This is a genomic window from Botrimarina hoheduenensis, from assembly GCF_007859815.1.
Lineage (GTDB): Bacteria > Planctomycetota > Planctomycetia > Pirellulales > Lacipirellulaceae > Botrimarina > Botrimarina hoheduenensis.
Window position 1 is genome coordinate 1 of sequence record NZ_SJPH01000011.1, and the last position, 23,831, is coordinate 23,831.

Consider the following 23,831-nt stretch of genomic DNA (forward strand, 5'->3'; position numbering starts at 1 on the left):
TAGTGTACCGCGTCGCTAATCCCTGATCTTATCGAGGGTGGCTTTTGCCCGGGCGACTTTCTCTAGGATGGCGTTGGCGGTTTTGGTCCAGGTGAAGCCCTCGGTGGTGTCGTTGTGGTGCTCGACGTAGCCACGGATCGCTTTGACGAGTTGGGGCACGTTGCGGAACGAGCCACGGCGCAGCCGCTTGGTCGTGAGGTCGGCGAAGAAGCGTTCGACCAGGTTCAGCCAACTGCTGCTGGTCGGGATGAAGTGCATGTGGAACCGCGGGTGACGCTTCAGCCATCGCTTCACCGCCGGATGCTTGTGCGTCGCGTAGTTGTCCGCGATCAGGTGCAGGTCCAACTCGGGAGGCGTGCGGGCGTCGATCTCCTTGAGGAACTTGATCCACTCCTGATGCCGATGCCGCTTCATGCACTTGTCGATGACGATTCCCTCGGCCACGTTCAACGCCGCGAACAGGGTCGTCGTGCCGTTCCGCTTGTAGTCGTGGGTCCTCGTCCCGCACTTGCCCGGATGGATCGGCAAGCCCTTCTGCGTCCGGTCGAGGGCTTGGACCTGCGTCTTCTCATCGACCGAGAGGACGATCGCCCGTTCGGGCGGGTCGAGGTACAAGCCGACCACGTCGCGGACCTTCTCGGCGAAGTGCGGGTCATTGGAGACCTTGAACGTCTTCACCCGGTGCGGCTGGAGGCCGTGGGCCCGCCAGACGCGGGCGACCCGCGTGTCGCTCACGCCGAGTGCTTCCGCCAGCGTCCGCGTGCTCCAGTGCGTGGCGTGCTCCGGCTCGGTCTGCGTCGTTGCCTCAAGAATCAGCTCGGTCAACTCGGCCCGATCGGGGCTCGGGTTGCCCGGCCGCGGGGCGTCCTTCTCGATGCCCGCCAAGCGTTGCTCAGCGAAGCGTCTCCGCCACGTTCCCACCGGACCGCGGGCCATGCCGACTTGCTTGGCGATGTCTTGGTTGGCCATCCCCTGGGCCGCCAGCAACACCACTTGGGCTCGCTTCACCAGCCTCTGCGGCGTGGTCGCTCCACGGACGTACGACGTCAGCTCCGCCCGCTCTTCATCCGTCAACTCAATCGCGACCGCTACCCGCATGACGGCCTCCGTGGGGTTAGAACGCTCCGCGTTCTACCACCCCCGAACAGTCAGCGCAATACGGTCAGGGAACATCGCCGCGGTACACTAGATGCCCCTCAGAGGCCGGGCTGCTTCGTTCTGGGAGCGGCCCTCCTCGCCTCGACCAGACGTCGGTTGAGGCAGCCTCGGCGTCCTGGGGAAGACTACTCAGCCGCAAAAGTGATACGAAACACGTAGGCGGCTTCGCAAGGTGGGTCGCTGGCCACCCTGATCGAAAGCTCCTCTTCCGATTGCGTCCAGTCGACCTCCTCCGTGCCACTTAGGAACGCAACCGTAGCGACCGGTCGTTGCTCGTAGAGATTGCCCGTACGGAGCGTCTTGATCCGAAAAACGCCGTCATCGGGCCAGGCCAGCGAAGTCGCGTAGAGCCTGTCGCCTTTCGCAGTGAAGCGGATATCGGCGGCGGTTGACGCGACATCCGTGTGTTCGGTGTGGTGCTTGTTCTTGAACTCGGTTTCACCCTGAGCGAACTTCGCGGGTCCCTCGCCGTAGATCTTCCACGGCCGGGTGCCGTAGATGGCCTCGCCGTTGAGCCGGAGCCAAGAACCGATATCTCGTAAGATCGATGCCTCGGCCTCGCCGATCGTCCCGTCGGGCTTCGGACCGATTGAGAGCAGCAGGTTGCCGTTCTTGCTGACGATGTCGACGAGTTCGTCGATCAAGAACTCGGACGACTTGTAGTTCTCATTGATGATCCAAGTCCACGAGACCTTGCCGACGGCCGTATCGGTCTGCCATGGATGTTCACTGGCCTCGCTGCGCCGGCCACGCTCGATATCGAGCACCATCAGGTCTTCCGGAAAAGACTCGTAGCGCATGTTCTTGTCTTGCAGCACGACGCCTCTGTCCCACTCAAGACCCCTGTTGTAGTAGTAAGCCATGATCTTCTTGTGGACGGACTCGAAACCAGGAGAGTCGAGCCCGAAGTCGAACCAGAGGATGTCGGGTTCGTACTGATCGACAATGTCCGTCGTTCGATCCCACCAGCGGTCGAGGAACGCTTGAGTCGGTGGGTCGTCGCTGCGAACCGCCTCCCCGTACAGGTCGCGGAACTCCGGGTCGTTGGTGTCGAACGAAGGGTCCCATTTGGGGTAGAATGCCCGGTTCCAGGCGAAGTGCGAGGACATTCCGACCTTGATATCCCGCGCTCGGGCCGCATCGACCAAGAGCCGCATCACGTCGCGTTCCGGCCCAACATCAACGACGTTCCAACGCGTGTGCCGAGAGGCGTACATGGCGTACCCGTCGTGCATCTCGGCAACAGGCACGATGTAGCGTGCGCCGGACTCCTCGAACAAGGCAGCCCACTCATCGGCATCGAACTTCTCCATCCTGAACAGCGGGAAGAAGTCCTTGTAGCCGAACACCGATTGGTGACCGAAGTGAGCCTCGTGGTAGCGGCGGCAGTCGACCCCATTGGGGACGTAGTTCTTCGTGTACATCCACTTGCCGTACTTGTCGTTGCCGACTTGAGGCACGGATGCCGGACCCCAGAACACGAAGACACCGAACTTTGCGTCGCGGAACCACGTTGGGCAGCGATAATGGCTGCGTATTGAGTCCCAGTCTGCCTGGTAGCGGAACTCCTGGCCCATCAACTCCGCCGCTAGAAGCGAAAGGCACAGAGTAAGGGCCGTTGCGGATACGGTCTTGCTAGGCATAGAAGCTTGATCCTCGGCGGCGGCGAAGACCCGCCTAAGTAGATGTACGGCATCAACCAGCCGGAGCCCGGGCAGATTCCGTTTCATCGTTCCCTACGAGCACACGGCTGCTCGCGACATCAGTAGGGCGGCGATGCCCCCGGCGAGCACTGGCGTTGAGCTGTCGCGAGCGGCGCCTCGTGCAGCAGCTGCTTGCAATCAAGACGGCCGCGAGGCTCACGCCGGCCGGCTCGGGGGTGGATGCCGGGCCTACTCCCCCGACGACCGCGTCTCGCCAGACCACGTAGTCGGCGGCATCGACAACCCCATCTCCATTGCCGTCTGACGCCAGCTCCCCGCCGGTGAGACCGAAGTCCGTTCTCCATTGTGCGTAGTCGCGCGAGTCGACCGAGCCATTCGAGTCGTAGTCACCCGGCAGGAGGTCGACGGCGAGGTAAGCTCGCACCCAATCGACCTGCATCGTGTTCTTCGACGGGTCTAACAGGTCGGTGATGGAAGGAAAGCCAACCCAGTGGAACGCCTCCATGTCGAAGATCATGTGCAGACCCTCATCGAATGGGCCGCCCGGCGCGACGCTCGCTACTTCGACGTCGTTGTAGTAGAAGACAATCTCGTTGGGGCTCTTCCACCAAACCGCGTAGGTGATGAAGTTCTCTGCCGACAGTAGCGGATCGCCGCTCTCGTCGGTCATCTGAGCGTTGCCGCCGATGGCAATGTCAGGCGGGGGATTGTAGAAGTGGGTGTTGAATGACATCTCCGACCGACGATGCTCGAGCCCTGGCCGCGAGGGGTTTCCGATGTTCTCGATGACGTCGATCTCGGACTTCGAGTTCATCCGGAACCAGAATGACGACGGCAGGGAGATGTCGGCCGTCTTGATCGAGGCTTCGAAGTAACTGCCCGCCGTCGCTTGAGTCTTCGACACAACGGCGGCGGTGTCGATCCAGTGGGTGTTCCGCTGTTCGTCGGTGCCGCTCGGAACGGTCGACACCCCGGCGACGGGTGTCGCCCGGAGGTTGAGGGCGCCGTCGGCCACCCAGGAGTTAGCGGCCGAGAACTGACTGGGCATCCGACCGCTCCAACGCGGATGGTCATCCCACCACTTCGAGTCATCGATCCCATCGCCGCGTGGGTTTGGGTGAAGCGTGTTGAACTCGTCCGAGAGCGACTCGATCGGCAACCAGGCGACGCCCTGACCGACCGGCGGCGCCGCCACGCTAGGCGCCGCCAGGACGAGCGCTAACAAGTTGCCGGCAGCGACTAATCGCGACGGATGCGTCATTGTAAGAAGTCCCAACGGTTCCGGGATAGGAAGCACCAACTCGCGTGGCTACTGTTGCCGATAGCATGCAATGCGAGTATAGTTCCTCTCCGAGCTTCTTGCGAGCCGACGCGGCTTCTCAGCCGCATCGTCAGCGACACCGCTCCGGCTGACACGCTCGGACGCGACCGGCAGCTGTTCTTGATGAGCTCCCCGGACTGCAGCCGAGTGCTTCGCTTTTCGGTACCGCCCCGAAGTCGCAGCGGCTGAGGCAACCTCAGCAAGAGCTCTTCGGAGCTTTGGGCGGCAGGCGGCTGCTGCCCGACCACCTCACCGGTACGACTCACTGCAAGGGTAATGCCCTATTTGGCCCGAGCAACACGAGACTGCGGGATGCGAATCGGCGTGCGATTTCCGGAATTCCCGCAACGCGTTGAGAGCACCTGCCTCCTTCCATATCGAGCTGCAAGCCCGCTGTCGCAACTCGCAATACTCATCTCGCGGCAACGCCCGCCTCCCACAGGATCGCAACGGCCAACCAGCCCGCGCGCTACGGGTTGCCTTGCAGCAAGCCGAGCACCGGCTCGACGTTTTCGACGCCCGTGAGCCTCATGTCGAGGCCCTGCGATCGGTAGGTGAGCCGCTGGTGATCGACACCAAGGGCGTGCAGGATCGTGGCGTTCAGCTCGTGGATGTGGACCGGCTTATCGATCACGTTGTAGCTGAACTCGTCGGTCTCGCCGTAGACGACGCCTGGCTTCACGCCGCCGCCGGCCATCCACATGGTGAAGCAACGGGGGTGGTGATCGCGTCCGTAGTTCTCGCGAGTAAGCGCGCCTTGGCAATAGGCGGTGCGACCAAACTCACCGCCCCAGATGACGAGCGTCTCGTCGAGCAGGCCACGTTGTTTCAAGTCCTGGACCAAGGCCCAGCACGCTTGGTCCATGTCCTTGCACTGGCGGGGCAGGTCGCCGGCGACGTCGCCGTGTTGGTCCCAACCGCGGTGGAAGATCTGAGTGAAACGGACGTCGCGTTCCGCCATCCGCCGCGCGAGGAGGCAGCTCGCCGCGAACGTGCCCGGCTCGGTGGCCTCGGGCCCGTACATGTCGAGCACCGACTGGGGTTCGTCCGAGATCTCTGTGAGTTCCGGGACCGAAGATTGCATCCGGAACGCCATTTCGTACTGTTCGATGCGTGTCTGTGTCTCGGGATCGCCGATCGCTGCGAGGGTCCGCTCGTTGAAAACCGCGAGTCGGTCGAGCATGCGTCGACGCGCGGCCCGATCGACGCCGGGGGGGTCGGAGAGGAACAGCACCGGATCGCCTTGGGCGCGGAGCGAGACGCCCTGGTGCTTGCCGGGCAGGAAGCCGCTGCCCCAGAGGCGGCTGAAGAGCGCTTGGGCGTCCCGCTTCGCGGACCACTTCGGTGTGAGCACGACAAATCCGGGCAGGTCTTGATTCGTCGTCCCGAGGCCATACGAGAGCCATGAGCCCAGGCTCGCCCGGCCCGGCTGCTGGTCGCCTGTGCAGATGAACGTGATGGCCGGGTCGTGGTTGATCGCTTCGGTGTGGAGCGACTTGATGATCGCCAGGTCGTCCACCATCTTGGCCGTGTGCGGCAAGAGCTCGCTCACCCAAGCCCCGCTCTGGCCGTGTTGCGAGAAGGCGTACTTGGATGGGGCGATCGGAAGCCGATCCTGGCCGGAGGTCATCGTGGTGATGCGCTGGCCAGCACGGATGCTCTCGGGCAGGTCTTGATCGAATCGATCGGCGAGTCCTGGCTTGTAGTCGAACAAGTCGATTTGGCTGGGAGCGCCGGCCATGAAGAGGTAGATCGCTCGCTTCGCCTTCGGGGCGAAGTGCGGCAAGCCGGGCAAACCACCAGCCGCCGCGGTGACGGCCCCGCCGTGCGATGCCTGAGGCGCCATGGTCGCCAAAGCCGCGGCGCCGATCCCCATCGCGCCCTGCGAGAAGAAGTGGCGCCGCGTCATCGCGGTGCGAACTTGGTTGTAGGCTTGCTGATCCATAGAGCATTCCGAACTGCTAGGGTCGGGCTCAGTTCTTAGTGACTACTTCGTCAAGGTTCAGGGCGAGGTTGGCCATGAGCGTCCAAGCGGCGGCCTCGACGGTGTTATCATGAGGGGTTCTCTCGACATCGCCGACGGATAGCAACGCCTCGGCCGCGCCGGGGGCTTGAGCGTACCGGGCTTTCTCGTCGGCGACTGCGGCAGCGATCTCGGCCACCTCTTCGTCGGTTGCCGACCGCCCCGTGCAACGTTCGACGAGCCAGGCAGCTCGATCGGTATCGTCCAGATAACGGTCCAATAGCTCCTCGGCCAGCGCACGAGCCGCTTCGAAGAACTGCGGGTCATTCATCAGCAGCAGCGCTTGCAGGGGTGTGTTGGTCCGCTCGCGACGGACGGTGCACGATTCCCGGGTCGGCCCGTCGAACACTAGCAGTTGCGGTGGGGGAGCGGTTCGCTTGTGGAATGTGTAGATGCTGCGGCGATGGATCTTCTCACGCTCGGTGTCGGCGACGAACCGCGCTGTGTTGCTCCCGGTATAGGCCACCGCCTCCCAAAGCCCCACCGGCTGCGGCGGGCGGACGGGCGGTCCGCCAAGTCGGTTCACCAGCAGGCCGCTCACAGCGAGGGCCTGGTCACGCAGGGCTTCCGCGTCGAGCCGGAATCGCGGCCCGCGGGCTAGCAGGCGGTTCTCCGGGTCTTGGTCCCAACGATCGGCAGTAGCGGCGGACTGCTGGCGGTAGGCTCGGGTCATCACGAGTCGACGCATCATCCCCTTGACGTTCCAACCACTCTCGACGAACTCCGCCCCGAGCCAATCGAGCAGTTCGGGATGGCTCGGGGGGTCGGCCTGCGAACCGAAGTCGTCGGCAGTTTTTACGAGCCCGACTCCGAACACCTGCAGCCAGAACCGGTTGACAGCCACCCGCGCGGTGAGTGGGTTCTCTGGCGACACGGCCCATTTCGCCAGACCGAGACGATCGAGAGGGAGTCGCTCGTCCATCGGTGGCAGAAAGCCGGGTGTCGCGCGATCGACTCGCTCGCCCGGGCTATCATACTCGCCACGATTCAGAACGAAGGCCTCGCGAGGCTCACTCCGCTCACGATAGATCAGCGTGACCGGCGTATCGCGGTCGATTTGGGCCGCCTGGATCTCTGAGGCCGCGATCTGTGAGCGTAGCTCGACCAACTCGGGGAACGCTTGGGAACGCCATCGGAAAAGCTCTCGGAGCAACTGTTCCTGCTCGTCGGTACGCGACTCGGCAGGGATCGATGCCAGCTCGATCGCCTCGGCGGGCAGCGTTACGGCCCCCCGTAGGAATTCGAAGTGGAACCCGGCTGGGCCGCCGTGATTGCCGATGCCGATGAGTAACTCGTTTTCCCCAGCCTTCAGCGACAGTGTGAGACGGTCCTCACCCGGTTGGACCGCTCGCGACTCGTGTCTCTTGTGGACTTCTTGGCGATTTAGGTAGACCCTCACCGAGTCGTCAGAGCCGAGGGCGATCTCGATCTCGGTCGGCTCGGTGACGGTGACGGTTCGTCGCAAGATGTTGCTGCCGACGCCGCCCGGCAAGACGTAGTGCGTCCTCCCGTCGATCCAGTCGGGCCGCGGTCTCCATGAAACGGTGCGGCCATCGCGGAGCGCGAACTTTTGATCGCGGTCGAAAGCTGAGGTCTCGGCGGGTGTGTGGGCGTTATTGACGTCGCTGATCACCGATGGGAACGGTCCCGCCCATAGCCAGTCCGTCGCGAGCACTCGGGGTGTATTAAGCGTGATGTCGGCGAGATCGGCATCGCCGAGTCCCGCGAGGGTCGCCTCCCAACGCGCCTGGGCGGCGTTCATCGCCGCGTCGCTGCGTAGCAGTCGCCGACGCAGGTCGGCTCGCTCTCCCTGCAAGGAGGCAAGCTTCTTTGATTGATTCGGTTGAGGCACACGCATTGCGGGGGCGTGGTCGGCTTGGTTGCCATCGTTGGGTCCCCCGTCAAGGCTGTTGAAGAACGCGAAGAGCGAGTAGTAGTCCTTCTGTGTGATCGGGTCATACTTGTGGTCGTGGCACTTCGCGCAAGCCACGGTGAGCCCCAATACGACGGTGCCGAAGGTGTCGGTCCGATCACGGACATTGTCGGTGTAAATTTCTTTCTCGATCACGCCCCCTTCGGCGGTCGTCAGATTGCAGCGGTTGTAACCGCTGGCAACAAGCTCCTCGGCCCCCGCGTCTGGCAACAGATCGCCCGCCAGCTGCTCCACCAAGAACTCATCGTAGGGCTTGTTGGCGTTGAACGAACGGATGATCCAGTCGCGGTACGGCCAGATTGCCCGGTAGTTGTCGAAGTGCTTGCCGTGAGTGTCGGCGTAACGCACCGCGTCAAGCCAGAAACGCGCCATGTGCTCGCCGTAGCGTGGCGAGGCAAGCAAACGATCGACGAGAGTCTCGTAAGCGTCGGCCGACTCGTCGGCCAGAAAAGCTTGGGCCATCTCGGGCGAGGGGGGGAGTCCGGTCAGGTCGAAGGCGACACGGCGCAGCAGGGTCGCCCGATTGGCTTCCGGGAGGAAGCCAAGCTGCTCGTCGGCGAGCCGTTCGGCAACGAATCGATCAATCATCGTCGGGCCGTTTTCTTCGGCTGGTAGCTCCGATCGAGTGATCGGAGTAAACGCCCAGTGCTCTTCGTATTCGGCCCCCGCCGTGATCCAACGACGCAGGATGTCGATCTCCGTCGTGGTCAGCCGGTCCTTGCCCGAGTGGACGGGTGGCATCCGCAGTTCGTCGTCGTCGGGTAGCAGAGCGCGGGTGATTACTTCGCTTCCGTCGGCGTCGCCGGGCACAATCGCCCAATCGGTTGCCCCCTCAAAGGTGTCGAGTCGCAGTTCCGACTCCTGGTCCGCCGGTCCATGACACCCGAAGCAGCGGTCCGACAGGATTGGCCGCACTTCGTGAGCGAAGCTAGGCGTCCGGTCCTGCGCGGAAACCGGCGCGATCGAGACGCAAAGACCTACCATCGCGAGGACGCCAAGCGATTCCAGCGTGACAAGCGGCGTCAGGCTCCGAGTCACGCTTGGCAGGCAACAAGACTTCATATGGACGGCACCGGCGGGTGTTCTGTGCAGCCTCAAGGCTCGCGAACTGCTGCGTTGTGGATGGGCTGAACCGATACGATGGTGACCCGCCCTGGGCGCTAATCGAGGGCCAGCGCTAACTTTGGATACGACTAGCAGCCCGTTCGGACGAGACCTCTGCAGATTGTACACGCTTCCAATCCGCTGGTGTTGGACCAGTCGCTGAGTATAGCGATCGTTCGCAACTCGCAGAGGTCGCGTCCCGACGACGACACCGATGCGAGTTCGGGCCCGGTCGAGCAGCAAACGGACCCTACATCGACGTCGCTGCCGGGCAGGATGAAGTGGACCCCATCTTCCGGACCACCCGAAGGGTGGTTTAGTAGGTAGCCGCCTTGGCGGCCCGCGAGCCCCCTCCCAGGGCTCGCGCGGACGCGGCCCCGCGGGGCCGCGTCGCCATCGGTTGGATTGTCCTCATTTGATTTCGCCGACTTCTGAATCTTCGCCCTCAGCCGGCCGCCAGCTTGAGTCCTTCGGCGTAGACCGCCTCGGGCGTTCGCCGGCCGAGCGACTGGTGACGCCTCCGGCCGTTGTAGAACGCGAAGTACGACGCCAGGCCACGCTCCGCGTCGGCGACCGTCTCGTAGCCCTTCAGGTAGACCTCCTCGTGCTTGATCGAGCCGATCCACCGCTCGATGAAGGCGTTCTGGTTCGGCGCCCGCGGCGCCGTCGGCTGCACCGCGACTTCGGCCGCTTCGAAGACGCCGTCGAACGCGTCGCGGTACTTGACGTCCTTGTCGCGCACGAGGTGCTTGATCGGAAGTTCGGCCGTCTCGGCTTGTTGCAGCATCGCCACGGCTTGCGTCTTCATCCAGGCGTCGTCCGGGTGGAACGTGGCCGGTGTGCAGATCACCCTGCGGCTCCGGACGTGCAGGAACGCTAGGACGTACGCCTGCGTCAGCCCGGTCGCGGTAATGACCGGCTTGGTAAAGAAATCGACCTGCCAGAGCGTCTCGGCGTGGATCTTGATGAACTCGTCCCAGGTCCCTTTGCCCCGTTGCGGGCCGGAGTGGATGCCCTCCTCCTTGAGGATCGTCCGGACCGTCGTGCTGCCGACGCACTGGATGCGGAGCTTTTTGAGCTCGCCGACGATCCGACCCGAACCCCACGCGTACTGCACCCCAGTGCGCTGATCACAAGTCCGTCTTGGTCGAGGATCCGCCGCGGATTAGGGTGAGCGTTACGGCGTTGTTGGAGTTGGCGCTCTGGCGCCAGCAACGCGAGCAGCCAGCACACGGAGGTGATTCATGCGAGGCGAGCAAGCTCCCCCCCACCCGTAACGCAGCTCACGTTCTGGCCGGTTCGGCTGGATCAGCTTTGGCGGCATCTGCCGGCGGAGCGTCAGGAGGCGATCGGAGCGACGCTCGCTCAGATGATCGCCAAGCAGATTGCGGCGACGATGCCCTCTCCTCTAGCGCCCTCTCCTCGGGGGAAGGAGGAGAGCGATGAGTAACGCAACCATCGCCGCCAGCCTGGCGTCGCCGAAGCTGCAGTCGTGGCATCTGGAACGCAAGGCGATCGTTTACGTTCGCCAATCGACGCCGCAGCAGGTTCTGGAGAACCGGGAGTCGACCGAACGTCAGTACGCCTTGGTCGATCGAGCGGTCGCCTTCGGCTGGTCGCGAGACCAAGTTGACGTGATCGACGACGACCAAGGCATGAGTGGGCAGAGCGTTGACGGCCGGCTCGGCTTCCAGCGGTTGCTTGCGGAGGTGAGCCTCGATCGGGTCGGCCTAGTGCTAGGCCTAGAGATGAGCCGGCTGGCCCGCTCCTGCAAGGACTGGCATCAGCTGCTGGAGCTGTGCGGCATCTTCCGGACGCTGCTGGGCGATCAGGACGGGCTGTACGATCCGACAGAGTTCAACGACCGGTTGCTGCTGGGGCTCAAGGGGACGATGAGCGAAGCCGAGTTGCACGTCCTGAAAGGCCGCATGTATCAGGGCCGGATCAACAAGGCCCAGCGGGGCGAGCTGCTGGTGCACCCGCCGATCGGCTACGTGCTCAACGCCGACAAGACGAGCTTCGAGTTCGATCCCGATAGCCAAGACCAGGAGGTCATCCGGCTGATCTTCGCCGAGTTCAATCGGCAGGGGACGATCTACTCGCTATTGAAGTACCTCGCGCAGAACGACATCCGTATCCCGGTGCGACCACGATACGGTCCGAATCGGAATCAGCTCGAGTGGCATCGTCCGAATCGGAATACGCTGGCCGGCATGCTGCATCACCCGACCTACGCCGGCGCGTACCGCTACGGCCAGCACCGCACCGATCCACGCAAGAAGATCGCCGGTCGCCGGCGAACGGGCGCGGTGCGCGTGCCGCTTGAAGAGAGCCTCGTGCTGATCAAGGACCGCTTCCCGGCGTACCTCTCGTGGGAGCAGTTCGAGAAGAACCAGCAGCAGCTGGAGAACAACCAGAATCGAGCCAAGTCGATGGGCGCCCCGCGTGAAGGCCCGTCGCTGCTGGGCGGCCTGGTCTACTGCGGCCGCTGCGGGGCCCGGCTGATGGTGACCTACAGCGGGCGAGCACAGCGACTTCGTTATCAGTGCGGCCGTGGCGCCCAGAACCATGGCGAGCCGCTCTGCCTGGGGATCGTCGGTCGCGACCTGGACCGCTTCGTCACCGAACGGGTGTTCGCCGTCCTGCAACCGGCGTCGCTCGAACTCTGCCTTACCGCCACCGATGACCTGGAGCAAGAACGCCAGCGGCTCGATCAACACTGGCGGCAACGCCTTGAGCGATCAGCATACGAAGCGGACCGCGCCGAGCGTCAGTTCCAAGCGGTCGAACCCGAGAACCGTCTCGTCGCCCGAACGCTTGAGAAGAAGTGGGAAGCGGCGTTGCGTGATCACGAGCGTTGCGAAGCGGAGTACGACGACTTCAAGCGGGCTCAGCCGTCACGGCTGACGGACGAACAACGCGAGCTCGTCAAGCAGCTCTCGCAGGACATCCCCGCGTTCTGGGAAGCTCCGACCACGACGCCCCAGGATCGGCAGAAGATCGTGCGGCAGCTAATCGACCGCATCGAGATCGACGTCGATGGCGACTCCGAACGCACCGATATCACCCTGACGTGGGCGGGCGGCTTCACCAGCCGCCATCGGCACAACCGCACGGTGATCCGCTACGCCCAGCTATCGGGCCTCGACGACTTGGTTGCTCGCATCGTCGAGCTGAAGAAGACCAACAAGACCCTCGGCCAGGTCGCCGAGCAGCTCAACCAAGAAGGTTATCGCTCGGTCCGGCGATGTCCGTTCACAGCGGGAATGCTCAGCCGGCTGCTGCGTAAGCAAGGCGTCAGTCTTCCGTGCCGCTCGGCTCGCAACTCCGACGCGCTCGGTGAGAACGAGTGGTGGCTCACCGATCTTGCCGAGCAGATCGGGATGCCGTCCACCTCACACAACCACTGGCGAATCGCAGGCTGGGTCAAAGGCCGCAAGCTGCCCGGCTTGCGTGGACGATGGATCCTGTGGGCCGACAACGCCGAACTCCAGCGACTCAAGCAGCTAAGAGCAACCCGCCGACGCTGGTCCGACTGCCCCTACCCACAAGCACTAACCACACCAACTTCACGCGACGCCGATGCTAGCTCGTCGTAGAAATCGCAAAGGCAGGCAGTAGGAACATGGATTCCCGTATTCCCACGTGTTCTCTTTGGCGAGCCGCACGACGAGCTGACGCAGCGTCTCGGGCGTTCCCTTGCGGCCCATCTTCCTGGCCGGCTTCTCTCCCTGGCTTACCCGCCGGCGCCACCGCTGGTAGGTTCGGGGGCTGACGATCGTGATCAGGTCGAGCACTCCTTTACCGATGGCCTCTCCTAGGGTCAGCAGCCGCTCTCGCTCCTCATTGGTGAGGAAGACGCGCGACTTCTCGACGCGCTTGCGGAGCATCTCGTTCTCCGCCTTGAGGAACTCGACGTGGCGGCGGAGCTGCTGCTCGGTCGAGCCGGCCAAGAGGAACAGCAGCGGGGAGAACCAGTGCGACACGGCGACGCGCTCCTTGCGTGTTTCGCGGCGTTCGCGCGGTGACAACCTTCGCGAACCCCTAGCGTTGGCCTCGATTCTCTCTGGTTGGCTCTCCCAATCAAGTTAGCCGTGTCTGCGCCTGGCCGACCCCCGAGTGCTCGCCGCGCCGTTACCGCTTTTGCGTTCGCATTTCTGCGTGGGGTTGCTAGGAAACGCGACAATTTGCGCGCGATTGCAAACGGTTTAAGGCGGTACTACGATGCCGTAAGTCCTTCCCTAGTATGGCAGTAGCGACTTGGAAAAGAGGCTCTCATAACCTCGAGCTCCTCGGTTGTGCGCTAACTCGTCAAGCGCCTAGCGGAGCGGTCCGGGCGCCGCTCTCACGCAGCTCGCGGTACCGAGAGAACATCTTATCGACCTGCGAAGCGTGCTCGGGACGGTCGATCAGGTTCTCCGCCTCGTGCTCGGTCGGGTTCGCTTCGAGGTCGAACAGGGCGATCGGCTCCCAGCGGTCCGCCTTGTAATTCGACTGAATGATCAGCTTCCAAGACCCGCTGCGGTAGATCACTTCGTGGTGGCTGCCCCCTTGCAGCAAGAAATCGGGGCGTCGCTCCGTCGGGTCGCCTTCCCCGAGCAATAGCGGCAACAGGTTCAGCGAGTCCATCGCTTGCTCTTCGCCGAGCGTCTGCCCGGTCGCGGCGGCGAACGTCGCGACCAAGTCGTGGGCGGCGACTGGGCGGTCGCACGTCGAACCGGCCTCGACCCTGCCTGGCCAGACCACGAAGAGCGGCACGCGGTGCCCGCCTTCGTACGGCAGGTTCTTCGAGCCGCGGAGCCCGTTGCTCGAGTCGTGGCCCCGCTTCTTGGCGCGTCCGTCGAGCAGGCCGCCGTTGTCCGACGTGAAGACGAACAGCGTGTTATCGAACTGACCCGACCGCTTCAGCTCCGCCACCATCCGCCCGACCTGCTGATCGAGGTCGATCATCATGTCGAGGTGACGCGACGGCGTTTGCCCGCGAACGGGCCGCCCGTCGAACTCCTCGGGCGGGGCGTGCGGCACGTGCACCATCGGGCTGCAGTAGTAGAGCAAGAACGGCCGCCCGGCGTCGGTGCTCTCGCGCATGAAATCGACCGCCTTGGACGATAGCAGCGGGCCGATCCGCCGCGTGTCCCAGGCCGAGTCGCCGACGCCCGGCCCCTTGTCGGAGACGAACAGCGGGTCGCTGGCCGACTGCTTGTCGTAGTGGATCAACTCCGAGTCGTCGGCGAACGGGCTCCAGCGGCCGTTCTCGTAAGCGACATAGAGCGGCCCCTGGATGCCGCAGGGCAGCGTGTAGCTGTAGTCGAAGCCTACCGACCGGGGTCCCCCGCCGACGCACCGCGTCGCGTCGACCGGCAGTGGTTCGTCACCCCGATCGGCGCCCCGGTAGACGGCCTTCCCGTCCTTCTGCAGGTAATCTCCGCCGAGGTGCCACTTGCCCAAGAAGGCGGTCGTCATCCCCGCGCCCTGTCCGACGCGGCCGACGGTCGCGTCGGTCGCCTTGAAGGGCGTCGGCCGGAACGAGCCCCAAACGCCCCACGGCGCGTAGCACCGGTAGGTCAGGTTGCCGCTCATCACGCTGTAGCGTGTCGGCGAGCAAAGGGCCGTCGTGGAGTGCGCGTCGGAGAAACGCATCCCGGCCCGCGCGAGGGCGTCCAGGTGCGGCGTCGGCGCGAGCGGCTCGGTCCCCGTTCGTTCTTTGTGGTACAGCCCGATGTCTCCCAAACCGACATCGTCCGCCATCACCAGCACGATGTTCATCGCCGGCTCCGCGGCGCCGGCGCTAGAGAACGCCAAGAAGGCCAACGATAACGCCAGGCAGAGGAGTCGATCGGGTCGTCGCATGGTGTTTCGCCGTTGGGGAGAGAGTCGTTCCATTCTTAGCGTAGTCGGCACTCGATCTTCACCGAAGCCGGCGCCAAGCCTTCCGAGACGGCTTGCAACGTGAAGGCGCCCGAACCCTCTTCGGCGGGACCGACAATCGCCATTCCCATGCCGCTGAACGCTTTGCGGGTCGTCGCCTGGAACGGCGCCATCGAGGTCGCGTCGCCGTTGCCGACCGCCACGACACGGCCCGGCCCCTCGACCGTGAAATCAACCCGGTTGGCGGCCTCGGGGCAAACGTTCCCTTCGGCGTCGATGATCTGGAACGTCACGAACGACAGGTCGTCGCTCCCCGTCAGGCTGGCCCGGTCGGCCTTCAGCACGAGCGCCGCGGGCGGGCCCGCCGTGTGGACAACGTCTTCGGCGACCGCTTCGCCGCCGCGGTAGGCGACCACGCGGAGCTCGCCCGGCTCGTAAGGCACGTCCCAACGGAGCCGGAAACGCGACTCGAGGTCGCCGCCCGGCCAGTTGTAGCAGTCGACCTTCACGGGCGTCCGATCGACGCCCTTCGTCAGGCGGCCGAGCAAGCGCCCGTTGAGGAACAGCTCCGCTTCGTCGCCGTTGGTGTAGCAGTAGACGGGGATCGGCTCGCCGGCCCGGTCTTCCCAGTTCCAATGCGGCGCCAGGTGCGCCATCGGTGCCTCGGTCCACTGGCTCTGGTAGAGGTAGAAGCGATCCTTCGGCAGGCCACAGAGATCGACGCATCCGAAGTACGAGCTGCGGGCCGGCCAGTGCTTGTTCCAGTAGCCGTCGGTCTCGTTGTCACGCCCCGAGTAAGGAGTCGGCTCGCCCAGGTAGTCGAAGCCGGTCCAGACGAACTCACCGAAGACGCTCGGGTGGGAGTCGAGCTGCTGGAACTCGATGTCGGGCGGGTAGGCCCACTTCGGTCCGATCAGGTCGTAGCTGGTCACCTGGAGCGAGGGGTGCGTCTCGTAGGCCTCGATCGGCAGGTGGTAGACGCCGCGGCTGCTCACGCAGCTCGAGGTCTCCGAGCCGTAGATCACGAACCCCGGCTCGCGGCCGATCGCGTCAGGATAGAACATCGGCTTGTAGTTCAAGCCGACGACGTCGATCTCGTGAGCCAGCTTGTTGTCGTACGACTGGGGATAGCCGTTGAACCCGGCGGTCACCAGCCGGCTCGGGTCCTCATCGTGGCAGATCGCGGTGAGCTGGCGGGCCAGCTTCCAACCGTCCTTGGTCCACTGCTCGAGGATCTCGTTGCCGATGCTCCAGAGGACGACCGACGGGTGGTTGCGGTCGCGCCGGATCATGTCGCGCAGGTCGCGCTCGTGCCACTCGTCGAAGAAGACGTTGTAGCCGTTGGGCACCTTCGGCTTGCGCCAGCAGTCGAACGCCTCGTCGAGCACGAGCAGGCCCAGCTCGTCGCACAGCTCGAGCTGCTCCGGCGACGGCGGGTTGTGCGAAGTGCGGATCGCGTTGACGCCCATCGCCTTCATGATCTCGAGCTGGCGCTCGGTCGCCCGCCGGTTCACGGCGGCGCCCAGCGGGCCGAGGTCGTGGTGGAGGCAGACGCCCTGCATCCGCAGCGGTCGGCCGTTGAGCTTGAAACCGAACTCGGACCCGAACTCCACGGTCCGGACGCCGAACCGGCTAGTCATCGAGTCAATAACTAGTTCGCCGGACAGCACCTCGGTCTTCAAGCGGTAGAGATACGGGCTCTCGACGTCCCAGCGGCTCGGCTCCTCGATCGCCAAACGCTGGCGGACCTCGGCTGTCTCGCCGGCGGCGATCTCTAGCGGCTGGGTGTTGGTCGTCAGCGGCTCGCCGTCGGACGACAGGACCGTCTGTCGGACCCGGACGTCGATCGCGTCGCCGCGGTGGTTGGCGACCTCGGTAGCCGTCGCGACGCTCGCGAGGTCGTCGGTCACGCTGGGCGTCGTGATCGCGACACCCCACTGGGGCACGTGCACCGCGGGGCGGACGTTCAGCCACACGTTGCGGTAGAGCCCCGCGCCCGGGTACCAACGCGAAGCGAGATGCTTCGGCTGCAGCCGGACCGCCACGAGGTTGTCGCCGCCGTCACGCCGGAGGGCGTCGGTCACGTCCAATTCGAACCCGATGTAGCCATAGGGACGATTGCCGACGAACTGGCCGTTGACCCAGACGTGGGCGTCGTACATCGCCCCGTCGAAAGCGATCGCCACGCGTTGCCCGGCGTCGCCCGCGGGGGTCGGGAACGCCTTGCGGTACCAGCCGGTCCCGTGGACCGGCAAGCCGCCGGTGCGGGCGTTGTACTTCGGGTCGAACGGGCCCTCGATCGCCCAGTCGTGCGGCAGGGTGACCCGCCGCCAGTCGCCGGCGTCGTAGTCCGCGGCTTCGGCCCCTTCGGCTGTCCCCTTGTGGAACCGCCAGGCGTCGTTGAACGATCGACGCTCGGACGCGGCCGTCGAGACGCAGGCCATGCCGAGAGCCAGGGCGATCGCCGGCCCGAATCGTAAGTTTGTCATCGTGTGCTCGGCGCAAGAACAGCACGCGGGGGTCGTCGGTGACCCCCGCGTGCTTTGGGCAATCAGAGGAACGTCGCTGCAACCGATTAGCTACGCCGGCGAGCGGCGACGCCAAGCGACAGCAGCCAAACCAGGGCGAACGACGTCGGCTCGGGAATCGCGGCCGTGAACTCGAACCGCATGCCGTCAGAGGTTCCGACGGCGCCGGAAGCGTTGCCCAAGAACCGTTGCCCGAAGAAGGCCTCGGTGCCGGTGTAAGCCACGGCTTCCAAAGCGGCCGGCTTATCGATCGAGGCCTGAGCAACGACCATGTTCGTGTCGAGGTTCGTCACGATCAACTCAGTCGCAGCCCATGCACCGGCCTGGAACTCGGCCGTGTAGTCGAACTCCAGGTTATCGGTTGAAAGATCGGCGTCGCCGCCGTTCTCGCCCGAGTTGAATCCGCCGTCAGCCGCGTCAACGAATAAAGCAAAAGCGTTATCGGCGCCAACGGAACCCGCCCGGGCGAAGTTGGTGAACACCTTCAGGCTGCCGTCCCCGAAGCTGTTGTACGCCACTTCGAATCCGTGCGTCGGCGCTGCGTTGAACCCACCGTTCACGAAGTTGCTGCGGATGCCGATGTTCGCAAGCTCCTGGTTCGGAGCCGATGGGGTCGTGGTTCCTGGAGCCAACTCGTACTGCAACGACGTGACGATGCGGATCGTGTCGCCGTCGTTGAAGCCGGCGCCAACCTCACCCGAGCCATCGCCGCCCGCGACGCCGCCTGTCGCGCCGCGGTTGTTGAGCGTCCGCAGGAAGGTGCCCGAAGACGTGACTGTGCCCGGGGCGTCAGAATCGACAGTGTAGCCCGTCTGGCCGAGCCAACCGTCCTGGAACCGCAGCTCGCCACCGTCGATGAACGGATTGCCGTTGTCGCTGCGGAGGGTGTAGTCAGTTTCGTAGATCACCGCGCCGGGAGCGACGGGCGCACTGATGCCGAGCACCAGCAAAGAGAGAAAGAGCGGACCGTAGCGACGCATGAGACCCTCCAGAGAAGACGCAATCACGAGGTGTAGGATGAACCGGCTAGAGCGAACGAACGGCTCGCCCGGCGTCTGCCCTCATCCGAGCACAACCAGTCACTTGGGCTGCGTCGGTGGAACCCGCTGCTGCCGGACGGCAGAGGACGAGTTACGCGGAGACGAGTTGGGCCGGATCACTCCAGCACAGCACTAATGTAAGAAGCCGCCGCTTCCGCCCAATAATTCGCAAGGATTCCTCTGAATGCCTGCGTTCCAGCTCGCCGTACCTCGGCCACTCGGCAGAGCTGCGGACAGCCGCACCCCGAATCGGTGCAAAGCCCGCTTTTTCCAGGCGGACCACGCACCTCCCGAACATAAACAGTAGGAGCAACCACGCTGCGCCACCGCACTCGTGCCGCCGTGGTCGGTTCGAGGAACGGCGTCGCCAAGCCCGAAAAGCGCCGCTGGTTTCGGCTTCGGGCCACGCTTTGACAGAACTCATCTCGGACATGCCCGAACCGGCCGAATCGGCCGTCCGGCGCGGCTTATCCGCCTCAACAGCGGCTCTCACCCACGCATTGACCGCGGCCAGACGCCCGCCTCCTCGCTCGGAGGCGCCTCCGCGGAAACGCCGACATCGCCCCGGACTCGTTCGACCATGGATAACCGTCGGTCCCAAGCCCCTCGATCCGCTGGTGGCCGCTTGTCGGGCGTCGCGGTGACCGCCGCTCTGGCGTCGGTTCTCTCGCCGTCGCTCGCGACGGCCCAAACAACGGTCACGATCGACGCCTCGGCCAGGCGACTCGTCGGCGGGGTCGGCGAGCTCGACCGTGCGAAGTACTTCAACTACTCCGGCACGCTCGCCCCGCCGGTGACCAGCCTGCGGCAGAGCATCTGGGCCGAGGACGGGCTCAATGCCTCGACCGGACGGGTCGCGACCGAACTCGACCAGTTTATCTCGAGCAACTTGCCCGAGGACCCCACGCGTCCGGGGCACGTCGATCCGACCGCGTTGCAGGCGAAGATCCAAGGCGACTATCGCAACTTTGTGCTGACCAGCGCGCGCTGGGAAGCCCTCCGCGAGCAGCCCAACCCGGTTTTTGTCCAGTCGGGGCGAAACGGCGGCTTCTTCCCCGACTACCTGGACGGCGGCGGCCCGATGCCGACCAACTACGAAGCCTTCGCCGACTTCATGACGGTCTACCTCGACGAAGCGGTCTACGGGCAAAACGCGTTCCTTCCGGTCGACGCCGATCGCTTCTACTTCGAAGTCATGAACGAGCCGAACTGGTCGGACTCGAACCAGTGGGGCGGCATCATCGAGATGCACCGCGTCATGGCCGAGCGGGTCAAAGAGGTCTTCCCGCAGGCCCGCATCGGTGGGGTCTCGTGCTGCGACGACGTCGAAGCCGGCGCGAACTCCTTCGAGCTCGCCAAGCAAGTCATCGACGACATGGCCACCTGGCGCACCGCCAGCGGCGCCAAGGCCGAGCTCGACTTCTACACGATCCACCCCTACGAGCGGTACGACGTTCGACCCGACGGCTCGCACTTCCGCAAGATCGACCACTCACCCGGTCACCTCAACGCGATCATGGACCTGTACGAATCGTACAGCTTCAACGTGTTAGGCGATCCGAAGCAGTTCGCGATCACCGAGTACGGGTCCTGGAACCGCACCGACATGGCGGACGGGAGCTACGGCAACTACGCCCGCGACCTGCAGCAGTGGGACCTTGTTCGGGATGTCAAAGAGAAGATGTTCGTCTTCTTCGACCGGCCCGACCGCATCATCAACGCGACGCCCTTCGTCTCGCCGCGGCACTGGCAGAACGCGATCCCCACCAACCCGGCTGGCGACAACGTCTTCTGGGAGCAGAACGCTAGCGGGCAGTGGCAAGAGACGATCGTCGCCGGCCTCTTCCGGCTGATGGCGCCGGTCTCGGGCTCGTATGTCGCCATCGAGAGCGGGAGCACCGACCTGCAAGCGGTCGCCTTCCGCGACGGCGCCGAGCTGCACGTGCTGCTGAACAACCTGCTGCAGCAACCACAAGCCGTCGACCTCGACGGCCTGGCCGCGGCGTTCAACATCGATTCGGCCAGCTGGAGCCGCGTCTACCGCGACGCCGGGCAGAACACCTACTCGAGCGGAGTCGATGTCTCCTCATCGTGGGATTCGCTCACGCTCGAGGGCGAGGGCGCCGCGGTCCTCACGCTGCAGTTGGACGGCTCGACCGTCTTCGACCACGCGTACGACACCGAAACGTTCTACGCCGATCAGACGCAGATCGACTTCACAACCGGGGACTTCCTCTCGATGGGCCTCGACGCCGACACCGAAGACGCCGTCTCCGCGAAGCTACGCGTCGGCTACACGACGCCGTTCGGATCGCTGCCGACGTTCACCGTCCGCGTCAACAACAACGCGACGACCGTCCCCGGCTACGACTTCGACACGGCCTTCGACGACGGCGATGAGAGCTTGTTCTCTCGCGAGCTCGAGATCCCATTAAGCCAGTTGCAAGACGGCGCCAACGACCTCGCCTTCTTCTTTGGCGCCTCGGGCGCGAACGGCCAGATCGTCTCGGCGGTGCTCGAGGTGACCCGCTCGGTCGGCGACTACAGCCAGAGCGGCCGCTTGGACGGCAAGGACCTCGACGCGCTCTACGCCCGCTTCGGCGCGGCCGCCGAGGGCGACAAGCACGACCTCACCGCCGACGGCCAAATCGACTTCGCCGATGTCACGGAGTGGCTCGGGATCCGCAACGCGTCGCCCGGCGACGTCGACATCGACGGCGACCGTGACACCCGCGACGCCGTCGTAGTGCTGGCCAACCGCGGCGCCACCGGCGCGCGGCCCGACTGGACCCGCGGCAACTTCGACGCCGACGCCGACATCGACATCGACGATGTCGCGGCCGTCCTGCTCGGCTACACCGGCGACCGGGGCGGCGCGACCGACGAGATCGGCTTCGACCCGCAGGCGGACAACCCCGACCTGGTCTACGACCCGGCCACCGGCCGGGTCCAGCTCGCCGCGACCGGCATCGAGGTGCTCGCGATCAGCCTCGCCGGCGCGTTTACCGGCGAGATCGATCCGACGGACCTCAACGCCGCGGTCGATGCGGGCGTCGCGCTGATCGACGACGCCGACGGGCAGAAGGGCTGGGTCAGTGGACTCGCGACATCGGGCCAAGGGGCCGGCGAGTACGAGCTCTACGACCTCGGCCTGCTGCTCCCCGCCGGGCTCGACCTGGCGGGCCTGACAGCCTCTCTCGATTCGGCCGTCTGGGCCGGCGACGGCTTCGGCGGGTCGCTCGACCTGGTGCTCACGGCCGCCTTGCCGGGCGACTTCAACGACGACGGCGTCGTTGACTCGGCCGACTATACGGTTTACCGCGATACCTTGGCGAGCACCACGGACCTGCGAGCCGACGCCAACCGCGACGGGCGAATCACCGAAGCGGACTACCAGCAGTGGATCGCGAACTACGGCGCCTCCGCGGGGTCGGCGACCGCCGTCCCCGAGCCGGGCGGGGCGGCCCTGGTTGCGGCGATCACGGGGCTCGCTTGGTTGGCGGGCCGCCGAGCCGACTCACGAACGGAGGCCTAGCGGCCCCGTTTTGTAGCCCCCGAGAAAAGCTTCCGAGAGAAAATGGCGGATTCGTCCCACCGCCAACATTCGTTTAACGCACAGCTGGTGAGTCACCGGTCGAGCCAGACCGGCGATTCACCCGCCTTTTCCCTTCCGCGTCCGATCTACCTAGCCCGAAATCAGCCGTTTCGGCACGCTGAGGCGGCCATTCGACGCTCTGCTCCAAGCTCTGTTCCCAACTGATTTGGCATCTTGACCCACTGCCCGACCCGACTCGCCAGAGCCGGTCTAGCGGCCACCCCGCTCTTCTCTTTTAGGTAGCACGAAAATGACGCGATTCTTGCAAAGCTCTGGCCTCGCGGCCCTCGCCGCCCTGGCCCTGACCAGCCAGCCGGCCAGCGCCGTCGTGCTGATCGACGACAACTTCACCGCCGCGGAAGGATATGTAGACGGAGACCTCCGGTTCCAGCAACCGAATGGCGCCGGCAACGGCATCTGGCTCGGGCAAGACCTCGCCAACGTCGATTCGACCGCCGGCACGCTCACGAGCGCCGGGATCGGATTTCGGCGGAACATCTGGAGCCTCGGGGCCACCGGCGGCGTTCTCGGTGGAAGCTCCGACGAACTCGGCAACGGGTTCTTCGAAGGCGACGTCATCAGAATCTCGACCGACTTCCGGTTCGATTTCGGCCCCTCGGTCCTCAACAACGTCGGGATCTACAACTTCGGCGTCCGCGACTGTTTCGCAACCTGCGGCTTCAACGCGGCCCCGACCGCTGGGGTGGCAGCGGCGTACAGCGACTTCGGAGCGGGCAATCTGAAAATCTTCACCCAATTTTTGGGCCGAGAGGTGTTCGACGGGGCCGACAACGCGTTCGCCACATTCGTGGCGGGCCCTGACATGGGGATCATCAACGGAAAGGACACTGACAACAATCCGACTGGTGAAACGTTGGACCTCGTTTCTGACAACCTACGGATCGAGTACGAAGCCGAGTTGACCGACGCCGCAACCGATACGTGGACCGCGACGAAGATCATCGTCACGAACCTCGACACCGCGACGGTCATCGCAGACGCGTCGATCGATAACCCCGCTGCGCTCGAGTCGTTCCGGTGGAACCAGGAACCGGGCCTTCCGGACGACCCGTTCACCGAAGAGAACGAGAGCACCCCGATGGGCGTCGCCGCCTCGACCGGGACGGACATGTGGTTCGCGGGCCAGTGGGTTCCCTCGAACAACGCGGGTCAAACAACAACAGTCAGCAGCGTCTTCTTCGAGTACCTGCCCAACATCCCGGACCTCGATGGCGACTACAACGGCGACGGCGCCGTCGACGCGGCCGACTACACCATCTGGCGTGACGAGGACGGCTCGATCGGCGGCGGGCTCGCCGCGGACGGGACCGGCGACGATCTCCTCGGCGTACCCGACGGCGACGTCGACAGCTTCGACTACGACTTCTGGGTCGCGAACTATGGATCGACCGTCTTCGGCTCGGCCGTCGGGATCCCCGAGCCGGGCACGCTGGCCATGCTCGCCCTCGGCGCCGGCCTCACGTTGGCGCGGGGCCGTTCCAGCAAGCTTTGATCGAGTCCGACCTGCGGGGTGGTAGGGGAGTCGCACACCGCGGGCCGTGAACGCACCAAGCGTACGGCCCGCGGTCTCCCCGAA

Annotated in this window: 13 protein-coding genes; 3 read left to right on the top strand and 10 right to left on the bottom strand. The window is 64.8% G+C overall.

What is annotated here, in order from left to right; genetic code table 11:
- Nucleotides 1-15: 15 nt before the first annotated feature.
- From Pla111_RS15985 to Pla111_RS16010, 6 genes are all read right to left on the bottom strand, one after another.
- Nucleotides 16-1,098, bottom strand: coding sequence for an IS630 family transposase (locus Pla111_RS15985; RefSeq protein ID WP_146575463.1), 1,083 nt, complete (start codon nt 1,096-1,098; stop codon nt 16-18).
- 185 nt (nt 1,099-1,283) lie between these two features.
- The gene (locus Pla111_RS15990; RefSeq protein WP_146575464.1) at nt 1,284-2,801 is read right to left on the bottom strand and encodes an alpha-L-fucosidase; all 1,518 of its coding nucleotides are present in this window, start codon (nt 2,799-2,801) and stop codon (nt 1,284-1,286) included.
- A gap of 52 nt (nt 2,802-2,853) precedes the next feature.
- Nucleotides 2,854-4,083, bottom strand: a complete 1,230-nt coding sequence (locus Pla111_RS15995) for a hypothetical protein (RefSeq protein ID WP_146575465.1) — start codon at nt 4,081-4,083, stop codon at nt 2,854-2,856.
- A gap of 529 nt (nt 4,084-4,612) precedes the next feature.
- Complete coding sequence (locus tag Pla111_RS16000) at nt 4,613-6,088, bottom strand: DUF1501 domain-containing protein (protein ID WP_146575466.1); 1,476 nt, start codon at nt 6,086-6,088, stop codon at nt 4,613-4,615.
- Nucleotides 6,089-6,116: 28 nt separating this feature from the next.
- Nucleotides 6,117-9,137 (bottom strand): PSD1 and planctomycete cytochrome C domain-containing protein, encoded by a 3,021-nt coding sequence (locus Pla111_RS16005; protein ID WP_197525091.1) that lies wholly within the window; start codon nt 9,135-9,137, stop codon nt 6,117-6,119.
- A gap of 511 nt (nt 9,138-9,648) precedes the next feature.
- Nucleotides 9,649-10,320 carry an integrase core domain-containing protein gene (locus Pla111_RS16010; RefSeq protein ID WP_146575468.1) on the bottom strand — a complete coding sequence of 224 codons (672 nt, stop codon included), beginning with the start codon at nt 10,318-10,320 and terminating at the stop codon, nt 9,649-9,651.
- A gap of 325 nt (nt 10,321-10,645) precedes the next feature.
- Here Pla111_RS16010 and Pla111_RS16015 point away from each other — a divergent pair, with 325 nt between their 5' ends.
- Entirely contained in the window at nt 10,646-12,802 is a 2,157-nt protein-coding gene (locus Pla111_RS16015; RefSeq protein WP_146575469.1) for a recombinase family protein, read from the top strand.
- Here the strand turns inward: Pla111_RS16015 and Pla111_RS16020 are convergent.
- From Pla111_RS16020 to Pla111_RS16035, 4 genes are all read right to left on the bottom strand, one after another.
- Nucleotides 12,773-13,189, bottom strand: coding sequence for a hypothetical protein (locus Pla111_RS16020; protein ID WP_146575470.1), 417 nt, complete (start codon nt 13,187-13,189; stop codon nt 12,773-12,775). The genes Pla111_RS16015 and Pla111_RS16020 overlap by 30 nt on opposite strands.
- Nucleotides 13,190-13,514: 325 nt before the next feature.
- A complete protein-coding gene (locus tag Pla111_RS16025) occupies nt 13,515-15,053 on the bottom strand; it encodes a sulfatase family protein (protein WP_146575471.1) in 1,539 nt (512 codons plus the stop codon).
- Between the two features lie 35 nt (nt 15,054-15,088).
- A complete protein-coding gene (locus tag Pla111_RS16030; protein WP_197525092.1) occupies nt 15,089-17,560 on the bottom strand; it encodes a glycoside hydrolase family 2 TIM barrel-domain containing protein in 2,472 nt (823 codons plus the stop codon).
- A gap of 86 nt (nt 17,561-17,646) precedes the next feature.
- On the bottom strand, nt 17,647-18,579 hold the full coding sequence (locus Pla111_RS16035) for a hypothetical protein (RefSeq protein WP_146575472.1): 933 nt from the start codon (nt 18,577-18,579) through the stop codon (nt 17,647-17,649).
- Between the two features lie 640 nt (nt 18,580-19,219).
- On the opposite strand from Pla111_RS16035, the gene Pla111_RS16040 reads away from it, so the two are divergent.
- Together Pla111_RS16040 and Pla111_RS16045 are read left to right on the top strand one after the other, a co-directional pair.
- Nucleotides 19,220-22,174 (top strand): dockerin type I domain-containing protein, encoded by a 2,955-nt coding sequence (locus Pla111_RS16040; protein WP_146575473.1) that lies wholly within the window; start codon nt 19,220-19,222, stop codon nt 22,172-22,174.
- A gap of 310 nt (nt 22,175-22,484) precedes the next feature.
- Nucleotides 22,485-23,747 (top strand): PEP-CTERM sorting domain-containing protein, encoded by a 1,263-nt coding sequence (locus Pla111_RS16045; protein ID WP_146575474.1) that lies wholly within the window; start codon nt 22,485-22,487, stop codon nt 23,745-23,747.
- Nucleotides 23,748-23,831 lie beyond the last annotated feature (84 nt).